Annotated in this window: 7 protein-coding genes; 4 read left to right on the forward strand and 3 right to left on the reverse strand. The window is 41.0% G+C overall.

The annotated features are described in order from the left end of the window. The first annotated feature begins 106 nt into the window (after nt 1-106). On the forward strand, nt 107-1,333 hold the full coding sequence (odhB, locus tag ACR2F3_RS02535; protein WP_432708408.1) for a 2-oxoglutarate dehydrogenase complex dihydrolipoyllysine-residue succinyltransferase: 1,227 nt from the start codon (nt 107-109) through the stop codon (nt 1,331-1,333). A gap of 54 nt (nt 1,334-1,387) precedes the next feature. On the opposite strand, the gene ACR2F3_RS02540 is transcribed toward odhB, so the two are convergent. The 3 genes from ACR2F3_RS02540 to ACR2F3_RS02550 all read right to left on the reverse strand — a co-directional run bounded on the left by ACR2F3_RS02540 (nt 1,388) and on the right by ACR2F3_RS02550 (nt 5,701). Beyond that, the gene (locus tag ACR2F3_RS02540; protein ID WP_432708409.1) at nt 1,388-2,086 is read right to left on the reverse strand and encodes a head GIN domain-containing protein; all 699 of its coding nucleotides are present in this window, start codon (nt 2,084-2,086) and stop codon (nt 1,388-1,390) included. A 74-nt stretch (nt 2,087-2,160) separates the two neighbouring features. Beyond that, nucleotides 2,161-3,828 (reverse strand): M1 family metallopeptidase, encoded by a 1,668-nt coding sequence (locus ACR2F3_RS02545; protein ID WP_432708410.1) that lies wholly within the window; start codon nt 3,826-3,828, stop codon nt 2,161-2,163. Between the two features lies 1 nt (nt 3,829). Continuing rightward, nucleotides 3,830-5,701 (reverse strand): CocE/NonD family hydrolase, encoded by a 1,872-nt coding sequence (locus tag ACR2F3_RS02550; protein WP_432708411.1) that lies wholly within the window; start codon nt 5,699-5,701, stop codon nt 3,830-3,832. 124 nt (nt 5,702-5,825) lie between these two features. On the opposite strand from ACR2F3_RS02550, the gene ACR2F3_RS02555 reads away from it, so the two are divergent. The 3 genes from ACR2F3_RS02555 to lpdA form a co-directional block, all read left to right on the forward strand. After that, entirely contained in the window at nt 5,826-6,236 is a 411-nt protein-coding gene (locus tag ACR2F3_RS02555; protein ID WP_432708412.1) for a GtrA family protein, read from the forward strand. Next, nucleotides 6,233-7,903 (forward strand): ArnT family glycosyltransferase, encoded by a 1,671-nt coding sequence (locus ACR2F3_RS02560; RefSeq protein WP_432708413.1) that lies wholly within the window; start codon nt 6,233-6,235, stop codon nt 7,901-7,903. The genes ACR2F3_RS02555 and ACR2F3_RS02560 overlap by 4 nt, the downstream gene beginning before the upstream one ends. 40 nt (nt 7,904-7,943) lie before the next feature. After that, nucleotides 7,944-9,280 (forward strand): dihydrolipoyl dehydrogenase (lpdA, locus tag ACR2F3_RS02565; RefSeq protein WP_432708414.1); only part of this gene is annotated, 1,337 nt, incomplete at its 3' end.

Genomic DNA, 9,280 nt, shown 5'->3' on the forward strand with positions numbered 1-9,280 from the left:
ATCTTGGCGAAAGCTTTCGAAATGCCGGTAACAGAAAAAGAACAGAAAATTGCCAAGAAATCGGTAAGTAAAATATACAACGTAGATTAAAAATAATACATCAGTTATGAGTATAGAAATAAAAGTTCCGCCAGTAGGAGAATCAATTACTGAAGTTGTTTTATCCAGCTGGATAAAAAATGATGGTGACGCAGTTGAAATGGATGAAGTTATTGCTGAGTTAGAATCAGATAAAGCGACATTTGAATTAACTGCTGAGCAAGCGGGAACTTTGAGAACAGTGGCCCAGGAAGGTGATACCCTTGCTATAGGCGCTGTGGTATGTAAAATTGAAGATGGTGGCGCAGCTCCTGCGGCACCGGCAGCAAAAGAAGAAAAAACTGCTGTTGCAGAACAAAAAACTGAAGCTCCGGTAGTAGAAAAAAAGGGTGACAGTTATGCTTCGGGTACTCCATCACCTTCGGCGGGAAAAATTCTTGCTGAAAAGGGAGTAGATCCTGCAGCCGTTAAAGGTACTGGTGTTGATGGTAGAATTACTAAAGAAGATGCCTTAAATGCAGAAAAAGCACAGCCAAAAGCGGCTGCAAAAGCTTCTGCACCAACTCCAGCTGCTGCTCCTGCAGTTGCGGGTTCTAGAAATGAGCGCAGACAAAAAATGACGCCATTACGTAAAACTGTTGCTAAACGTTTAGTAGCGGTAAAAAGTGAGACAGCTATGTTAACTACTTTTAATGAAGTGGATATGAAGCCGATCATGGATTTACGTGGTAAATACAAAGATAAATTCAAAGAAAAATATGGTGTAGGGTTAGGCTTTATGAGCTTCTTTACCAAAGCGGTTTGTGAGGCATTAAAAGACTTCCCTTCTGTTAACGCACGTATTGATGGTGAAGAGTTGGTGTTTAATGATTTCGTTGATGTATCCATTGCCGTTTCTGCACCAAAAGGATTAGTTGTTCCAATTATCCGTAATGCCGAAAGCAAAAGTCTTGCTGAAATAGAGAAAAGTGTGATAGAGTTGGCTACTAAAGCCCGCGACAACAAGTTGTCTATAGATGAAATGACAGGTGGAACGTTTACCATCACTAATGGTGGTGTTTTTGGTTCGATGATGTCTACTCCAATTATTAATTCTCCACAGTCTGCTATCCTGGGAATGCACAATATTATTGAGCGTCCGATTGCGATTAAAGGGGAAGTTGTTGTACGTCCAATGATGTATTTAGCTTTATCATATGATCACCGGATCATTGACGGAAGAGAATCTGTAGGCTTCCTGGTAAGGGTTAAACAATTGTTGGAAGATCCAGCTCGTTTATTATTAGGAGTTTAATTGCCGTTTTGATATAAAAAAAGCGGCCTTTCCATTGGAGAGGCCGCTTTTTTTTTAACTTTTTCTAACCCCACCAGAACCTGATACGGTTTTCTCTACCACGGGGTCTCCAGAATAAAACACATTTCCAGAGCCGGATACTACGGCATTTAACCTCTTATTAGGAGCAACGTAAATCGAGCCGGATCCGCTAACGGTAGTAGATGCAGTTTGAGTCTGCATATCAGAACCCCTGAAGTTGCCTGAGCCCCCAATGGTAATGTTGGCTTCATTGGCTTTACCCTGGATGCTGATGTTGCCAGAGCCACTAACAACTGCCGATAATGATTTTACGTTTGCAGTAGCCCTGATATTTCCTGATCCGCTCACAGTAGTGGCCAGTTCAGAAGTATTAATCTGATTTAGAACATCAATACTTCCTGAACCACTCATGGTAAGGGAGGTTATTCTTTTAGCCGTGATGTAAGCTGTAATGCGGCTATTTCTAAATTTCCTGTTCCATTCTCCCCATTTGTTTTTGGATCTGATGATCAGCACACCGTTTTTCACTTCGGTAATCAGCTCATCAATGGCATCCTGATCACCTTCAAAACGCAGGCTTTCCTTATTTCCGAACTGTACAATGGCTTTAATAGAACCGTTGATGGCAACGCCATCGAAGTTGCTCACGGCTCTTTGCTGGGCGTAGCTCTTGTTTGCAAATGCGGTGCAAACCAGCAGTACCATGACTAAAAATTTAATAGAATGTTTCATAATTATAATTTATAAGGTTAGGGTAACTATAAGACCCAGAAAGTTGAAATTAGTTGCATGCTAACCTAAATAATTTACAAACTTTTTTTTGACAACACGTAGAAGTTCGGATCAACCTTAAAATCAGCCTCTGCTAAATTTTGATCAAGTTTCGTTGTCTTCCACTTAGCTGTTGGTTTAATAAAACTGTATTTGCCTTTTGACAAGGTCACTTTCACCGGCATATCAAATCCTTTTACGGCATTAGTCCATCGGTAGCTCAATTTTCCATCTTTAATTTTATATTCCAACACTGGAATTTCCGTATGACGTAGGTATTGGTCGAACACCTTATCCAGTTTCAGTCCGCTTTGTTTTGCGATATATTGTTCTACCTGTTCGGTAGTTACTGTTTTGTGGTAGAATGTTTTATTCATACCTCTTAGTATATTCCTAAATCGCTCATCGTTATTAATCAATTGTCTGATGGTATGAATCATGTTTGCACCTTTATAATACATGTCACCTGAGCCTTCTTTATTTACTCCGTAATGGCCTATAATCGGCACATCGTTCAGGATATTTTTGCGCACCCCAATAACGTACTCAGCACCCGCCGCCTTACCACTTTGACTTTCTACAAATAATGCTTCAGAATAGTTCGTAAAGCTTTCATGGATCCACATATCAGCAATGTCTTTTGCGGTAATGTTGTTTCCAAACCACTCATGACCACTTTCATGAATAGTAATGAAATCGAAATTCATTCCCCAGCCAGAACCAGATAAATCCCTGCCGGCATAACCTTTTTGGAACTTGTTGCCGTAGGCAACAGCACTTTGATGCTCCATGCCTAAATGAGGCGCATGTACCAGTTTATAGCCATCTTCATAAAATGCGTAAGGACCAAACCAGTGTTCAAAACTCTTGATCATTGGCTTAACATCGGCATCCCAATGCTTTCTGGCTTTGGCGCTATCGGATTTTAATGCCCAGTAGTCCAATGTTAGTTTGCCATTTTCGCCAATAAGTTCATCGGTCCAGTGAGCATAATCGCCAATATAAAAGGTGATGTTATAATTGTTAATAGGATTGCCCACGAACCAGTTGTATTGAGTATAACCATCAGGCTGTTCAACCACGCTGCGCAAGCGGCCGTTAGATACTTCCTTTAAGCCCTTAGGCACGCTCATACTAATCAGCACACTATCTACCTCATCACTCTGATGATCCTTATTTGGCCACCAGCTGCTGGCTCCCAAGCCCTGGCAAGCTACGGTAACCCATGGTTTACCTGCACTGTCTTTTGCGAAAACAAATCCACCGTCCCAGGGTGCTTTTTTTGCAACAATAGGATTCCCTGAATAATATACCGTAAATGTATCCTTACTGCCTTTTTTTATGGTTTCCGGAAAAGTCACAAAAACGGCATTAAATTCTCGGCTAAAAGGTAATTCCTCGCCTTTGTAAACGACTTTTTCTACTTTAAGGTTCTCAAAAAGGTCAAACTGCAATTTTTTAAAATCCTGTGCAGCAGTAAAGGCAAATTCGTTGCTTCCTTGAATGAATCGTTTGTCGATATCGATCTTCACGGTAAGGTGGTAATAGTTGATGTCGTAACAAGTGCGCAGTGGCGTTAATGAGCCTCTTAAACTATCTGCACGAGAAAACGATTCAGGGTTAGGCTTCATCAATTGAGCATTTGCCGATAAGGCGAGAAGGAGTAGCGCTGGAAGCGCAAGTAGTAATCTTTTGAAGAACATGTTATGGTTTTAAAATGGTCACGACCAAGCCAGTCGGGTGGCTTGCATCATGGTAAATACGGTGTGTAGCTTTTTGGAAATCTTTATCGTCGGCCGAATAGATGTCCATGAATTTTTGAGGGTTTCGGTCAGCCAGGGGGAACCAGGAGTTTTGTACCTGCACCATGATCCTGTGGCCTTTTTTAAAGGTATGGCCAACATCAGGGAGTTCATATTTTACCTGTGTTACCTCTTGAGGAACAAAAGGCTCTGGTTTTTCAAAGCTGTTCCTGAATTTTCCACGCATGATTTCTCCGCGTACCAACATCTGGTAGCCACCCATCATCACCTCTTTGGAAAGGGTGGATGTGGCATCTTCAGGATAAACATCAATAAGTTTTACCACATAATCGGCATCGGTGCCTGTGGTGCTAACAAATAAATCGGCAGTAAGCGGACCTGTAAGCGTAATATCTTCGGTAAGAACCTCCGATTGATAAACCTTAACATCGGGTCTGCGGGCAGCAAAACGCTGGTCGTCCACCATGTATTCCCGGGTTCTGCGTTCCTGTACACCATCCTGATAGGGAACCGGGGTATTTGGATCACTTTCATACTCATCAAAGCTGGTAGTCAGCGTAGGTTTGCTAAAGCTTAACCCACCATCTTCATGGAAGTATAACGTTTTCTTTTCAGTAGCTACAGGAGGCCAGGTATCAAAATTTTTCCATTGGTTGCTACCTGTTAAATAGATGGTAGCCTCAGCAAGCTGGTGTTCAGGGGCACCTTTAAGATGATGCATGAAAAATGGGTATTCTATTTTTTCCTGATAGTATGCACTTGTAGGTTGTTCAAAATCAATGTCGCCAAAGCTGGAGCCAGTACTCCTCACCCAGCCTCCATGAAACCAGGGGCCTACCACCAGGTTGTTTTTGGCCTGAGGGTTTTGCTTTTCTATGGCTTCATAAGTTTTGAAAGTCCCGTAAGTGTCTTCGGCATCAAAAAAGCCGCCAACTACAAGAACAGCGGGTTTAACGTCTTTTAAGTGTGTACGTATATTTCTGGCTTTCCAAAAGTCATCATAAGTGCCATGCACCATTAAATCATTCCAGAACTTGATGCTGTCGCCAAAATACTTTTCATTCACATTTTTGAGGGCCCCTACATTTAAAAAGAAACGGTAGTTGTCTTTGATGGGTAGCTGTAGTGGTTTTGGTCTTTGGTCAGGCGTGATCGGTTTAGGTCGTGGTACACCGAAACTGGAGTAAAAATTAAACGCATCGGCAAGCATTAATGCCCCGTTGTGGTGGAAATCATCACCCATAAACCAATCGGTTACTGGCGCCTGTGGCGATACAGCCTTCAACGCGGGGTGCGCTCCCGGTAAGGAGGTGGTAGAATAAAAGCCTGGATAAGATATTCCATATATACCCACTTTGCCGTTATTGTTACTTACATTTTTAATCAGCCAATCAATGGTATCATAGGTATCTGTACTTTCATCAATAGCTTTTTTTCCCTTTTTGCCCGTAAGCTGTGGCCTTACGTCAACAAATTCCCCTTCACTCATCCATTTTCCACGCACATCCTGATAGACATAAATAAAACCCTCCTTTAATAATGCAGAAGACGGGCCAAGCATTGTTTTGAACTGGTCCTCTCCATAGGGTGCTACCGTATAGGGCGTTCTGTTTAATAAAATAGGGTGTTTTTTCTGTTTTGCTGTAGGAATGTAAATTGCAGTAAACAATTTAACGCCATCCCGCATGGGAATCATTCTTTCGATCTTGGTGAAGTTTTGCCTGATGTAGGCTGAATCAGTTTGTTGTGCAAAGGCAGTAAGTCCAAAGAACATGGTCAGGACCTGCAGAAACAGGGTCTTTAATAAGGTCATAGGTTCGAAAGTTTAATAGGCTAAACCTACAAAAAATAGGGCTTAAAGCATATTGTAGATGGTAAAAATATTGGAAGATTGAAAATCCTTGTACCTTTAGAAAAATTATTGCAAACAATGGCACATGGCAGATAAGCGACTATTATCTTTAATTAAATTCGGAATTACCGGCATGTCTGGTATGGTGGTTGATTTCTCTCTTACCTGGTTATTTAAAGACGTGTTGCATGTAAATAAGTTTTTAGCCAATGCCATTGGTTTCAGTGCCGCAGTAATGAGCAACTATTTCATAAACAGGATCTGGACTTTCCAGAATAAGGCGAAAATCAGTAAACAACTGGCCGCTTTTATTACGGTGTCTGTTATCGGTCTATTGCTTAACTCTATGGTGATATACGTTTTCAACAACCTGTTGTTGCTCAATTTTTATCTGAGTAAAGTTATCGCCGTGGGCCTGGTATTCATCTGGAATTTCAGTGCCAATTATTTTTACGTTTTCAAAACTACTAAGGAACAAAATACTGCAGAATTATGATAGAGGAATCGCGGGCCGCGTTAAGGTATAGATGGCTTTATGCATTTATTGGACTCGCTGTCCTGGTTAACTTCAGTGGTTTATGGGTAACCATTATTGGTCCAGACGGAGCACTGTACGCCTCAATTGCCAAGACCATGGCTTTAAATAATAACTTTTCTGACCTTTACGTAGAAGGTAAAGACTGGTTGGATAAACCGCACTTCCCTTTTTGGCTGGCCGCTATTTCCTTTAAAATATTTGGCATAACAACCTGGGCTTACAAACTCCCAGCAATTTTGATGGTGATGGTAGGCGCTTTATATACCTACCTGTTTGCTAAGTCGCTTTACAATAAGGAGATTGGTCTGTGGGCTGTGTTAATTTTGCTCACTGCAGAGCACCTTATACTTTCCAACACTGATGTGCGTGCAGAACCGTACCTCACGGGGCTTATCATTGCCAGTGTATACCATTTTTATAAAAGCTTAGGCAACAAATGGTTTTGGCATTTGGTGGTAGGAAGCCTGTTTGCTGCATTTGCCGTGATGACGAAGGGTATTTTTGCCCTTATCCCTGTATTCGGTGCTATAGCCGGCCATTTAATGATGACCAGACAATGGTCCTTGCTTTTTAATTTTAGGTGGTTAATCGCTGCAGTATTGGTACTGTTGTTTATGTTACCAGAACTTTGGTCTTTATACCTGCAATTTGATGCGCAACCCGATAAAGTTGTCTTTGGTCGAACCGGTGTTTCGGGGTTAAAGTTTTTCTTTTGGGACAGCCAGTTTGGGCGTTTTTTCAATACCGGGCCTATAAAAAAGGCAAATGGCGATCCGTTTTTCTTTCTCCATACCACATTGTGGGCCTTCTTGCCCTGGTGTATACTGTTTTATATTGCTGTGGTAAAATTGATCCGGCAAAACATTGCTCAGCCAAAGACCGCTTATTGGTATAACCTAGGTGGTGCAGCGTTAACTTTTATCATTTTCTCGGTATCTAAATTCCAGCTCCCTCATTACATCACCATAATCTTTCCTTTCTTTGCCATTATTACAGCACAGTACATTTATCAATTACAACCTGTTGGAAAAAGCAAGGTCATCTATTGGATACAGGTAGTGCTGATCTGTCTGATGATGGCAACTATAGGCGTATTAAACTTCTATTTCCTACCTTCGGGGGTGTCAATGGTCGCCATAACCTTCCTTATCCTGGCTGTTGGTTTAATTGTAGCAGTTACTGTAAACCCCAACCTTGGTGTTTATAAAATTTACTTTCAGTCGGCTGCCGTAGCCATATTTGTTAATCTCTATTTTAACTTGATTTACTACCCTGCCTTAACCACTTATCAGGCAGATAGTGAAGCTGCATTTTACCTCAATGCAAATAATCCAGAAAAACTACCTATAGTAAAAGTGGTTAATAGTTACAGTTACGCTATCGACTTTTACAGCAAAGAACCCCTGATTTATTATCGGATAGGAGAGGAGAATAAACTTCCTGAAAGACCATTCCTGATGTTTGGGGAAAGTGAAGCCCTCGGTCAGCTAGGTGCCGAAGGTTTAAATGGCGAGGTGGTAAAAAGCTTTAAAAGATACCCCATCACCAGGGTAAAAGGTGCTTTTCTTAATCACCAGACCCGTGAACAAACCTTAGGTTCATCGCAGCTTATACTTATAAAATAAGAATATATTCTTAACTTTGTTTCACACAAAAAATTTATTTATGCAATACGATGTCGTTGTTATTGGTTCTGGTCCAGGCGGATATGTGAGTGCAATCAGATGCGCTCAACTTGGTTTAAAAACCGCAGTAATAGAGAAATATAAGACTTTTGGAGGCACCTGCCTTAACGTAGGTTGTATTCCATCAAAGGCATTATTAGATTCTTCAGAGCATTTTTACAATGCTTCACATACCTTCGCTACACACGGTATCGACTTGAAAGACCTTCAAGTGAACATGCCACAAATGATTGCCCGTAAAAACGATGTAGTCGCACAAAATACAGCAGGGATCCAATACCTCTTTAAAAAGAATAAGATTGACACTTTCGAAGGTTTAGGATCTTTCATTGATAAAAACACCATTAAAGTAACTCACGAAGATGGTACATCAGAAAACGTTACAGCAAAAAATGTAATTATTGCTACAGGTTCTAAACCAACAGCTCTTCCGTTTTTACCAATTGATAAAAAACGCATTATCACTTCTACTGAAACTTTAAACTTAACTGAAGTACCAAAAACAATGGTTGTGATTGGTGGTGGGGTAATTGGTTTAGAGCTGGGATCGGTATATGCCCGTTTAGGCACTAAAGTTTCAGTTGTAGAATTCTTACCATCTATTATTGCTACGATGGATGCCTCGTTAGGAAAAGAACTTCAGCGGGTATTGAAGAAATCTTTAAATATGGATTTCTACACCAAACACAAAGTTACCGGTGCTACCGTAGAAGGCGAAATCGTTACAGTTACTGCAGAGAATGCTAAAGGTGAAGAAGTAAAACTTGAAGCTGATTACTGCATTGTTGCCGTAGGACGTACTGCATATACTGCGGGATTAGGATTAGAGAACATTGGTATTAAAACGGAAGACCGTGGTAACAAGATACCGGTTAACGAACATCTAGAAACTAGTGTTGAAGGTGTTTATGCCATTGGTGATGTTATTAAAGGTGCTATGCTGGCACATAAGGCAGAAGATGAGGGTGTTTACGTTGCAGAGCGTTTAGCCGGACAGAAACCACATATTAACTACAACCTGATTCCAGGTGTGGTGTATACCTGGCCTGAGGTTGCTTCAGTTGGAGCTACTGAAGAACAACTTAAAGAAAAAGGCACTAAATATAAAGCAGGATCTTTCCCTTTTAAAGCCAGTGGACGTGCTAAAGCCAGCATGGATACAGATGGATTTGTAAAAGTACTTGCTGATGCGACCACTGACGAAATCCTTGGGGTACATATTATCGGCCCGCGTGCTGCTGATATGATTGCTGAAGCTGTTGTTGCAAAAGGAAAATCAATTACATTAGAACCTATGAATTCATTTGATAGAAAAAT

This window comes from Pedobacter sp. (genome assembly GCF_045627485.1).
Taxonomy (GTDB): domain Bacteria; phylum Bacteroidota; class Bacteroidia; order Sphingobacteriales; family Sphingobacteriaceae; genus Pedobacter.

Coding starts and splice junctions, on each gene's coding strand:
- odhB (WP_432708408.1), top strand. CDS start 107: ATGAGTATAGAAATAAAAGTTCCGCCAGTAGGAGAATCAATTACTGAA.
- ACR2F3_RS02540 (WP_432708409.1), bottom strand. CDS start 2,086: ATGAAACATTCTATTAAATTTTTAGTCATGGTACTGCTGGTTTGCACC.
- ACR2F3_RS02545 (WP_432708410.1), bottom strand. CDS start 3,828: ATGTTCTTCAAAAGATTACTACTTGCGCTTCCAGCGCTACTCCTTCTC.
- ACR2F3_RS02550 (WP_432708411.1), bottom strand. CDS start 5,701: ATGACCTTATTAAAGACCCTGTTTCTGCAGGTCCTGACCATGTTCTTT.
- ACR2F3_RS02555 (WP_432708412.1), top strand. CDS start 5,826: ATGGCAGATAAGCGACTATTATCTTTAATTAAATTCGGAATTACCGGC.
- ACR2F3_RS02560 (WP_432708413.1), top strand. CDS start 6,233: ATGATAGAGGAATCGCGGGCCGCGTTAAGGTATAGATGGCTTTATGCA.